Source organism: Micromonospora sp. H33 (assembly GCF_052068455.1).
GTDB lineage: Bacteria > Actinomycetota > Actinomycetes > Mycobacteriales > Micromonosporaceae > Micromonospora.
The window spans coordinates 1-1,543 of sequence record NZ_JBQHDE010000032.1; the positions used below are offsets into that span (position 1 = coordinate 1).

At 51.5% G+C, this 1,543-nt stretch carries 1 rRNA gene; it reads right to left on the reverse strand.

Features of this window, described 5'->3' with window-relative positions:
• A 23S ribosomal RNA gene (locus ACTMS0_RS29040) occupies window positions 1-1,543 on the reverse strand; the annotation flags it as partial.

Genomic DNA, 1,543 nt, shown 5'->3' on the forward strand with positions numbered 1-1,543 from the left:
GTGCCACCCTCACATACTTGCGTACATAAGGGTCACGCTTCTTCCGAAGTTACGCGTGCAATTTGCCGAGTTCCTTCAACGCAGTTCTCTCAAGCGCCTTGGTATTCTCTACCAGTCCACCAGTGTCGGTTTAGGGTACGGTCTATACGCGGGAGCTATTTCCTGGAACCGCTTCGAAGCCCTTCCAATCCAATAAGGAAGAACAACATACGCGATCCGTCACTACCCGCAGGCCCACGAATATTAACGTGGTTCCCATCGACTACGCCTTTCGGCCTCGCCTTAGGGGCCGGCTAACCCTGCTCAGATTAACTTTAAGCAGGAACCCTTGGACTTTCGGCGAGGGAGTCTCTCACTCCCTTTATCGTTACTCATGTCAGCATTCTCACTTCTGATACCTCCAAGAGCCCTCACGGGTCTCTCTTCAACGGCTTACAGAACGCTCCGCTACCACTCCCGGGAACCCGAAGGTTCCAAAGAATCCACAGCTTCGGTGTATGGCTTTAGCCCCGGTACATTTTCGGCGCAAAGACCCTTATTTAGACCAGTGAGCTGTTACGCTTTCTTTAAATGATGGCTGCTTCTAAGCCAACATCCTGGTTGTTTTGGGATCCTCACATCCTTTCCCACTTAGCCATAACTTAGGGACCTTAGATGGTGGTCAGGGTTGTTGCCCTCTTCACGACGGACGTTAGCACCCGCCGTGTGTCTGCCGATTAGTACTCTTCGGTATTCGGAGTTTGGTTAGGTTTGGTAAATCGGTGAGATCCCCTAGCCCATCCAGTGCTCTACCCCCGAAGGTATTCGATCGACGCTCTACCTAAATAGATTTCGCGGAGAACCAGCTATCTCCAAGTTTGATTGGCCTTTCACCCCTAGCCACAAGTCATCCCAATCTATTGCAACAGATGCGGGTTCGGTCCTCCAGTAAGTGTTACCTTACCTTCAACCTGCTCATGGCTAGATCACTTGGTTTCGGGTCTAATCCGACGAACTGAACGCCCTGTTCAGACTCGCTTTCGCTGCGCCTACACCTACCGGTTTAAGCTTGCTCGTCAGACTAAGTCGCTGACCCATTATACAAAAGGTACGCTGTCACCCAGAACAAATCTTGGGCTCCAACTGTTTGTAGGCATTCGGTTTCAGGATCTCTTTCACTCCCCTTGTCGGGGTGCTTTTCACCTTTCCCTCACGGTACTGGTTCGCTATCGGTCATGCACGAGTACTTAGGCTTGGAGAGTGGTCTCCCCATGTTCAGACAGGATTTCACGTGTCCCGCCCTACTCAAGGACTTTTATTCGCATTACGTGTACGGGACTATCACCCACTTCGGTCACCCTTTCCAAGGTGTTCCACTTGTCTCATAAAAGCCACTGGCCTGGTCCGCGTTCGCTCGCCACTACTTACGGAGTCTCGTTTGATGTCCTTTCCTCCGGGTACTTAGATGTTTCAGTTCCCGGAGGAAAGGTCATGCACGAGTACTTAGGCTTGGAGAGTGGTCTCCCCATGTTCAGACAGGATTTCACGTGTCCCGCCCTACTCA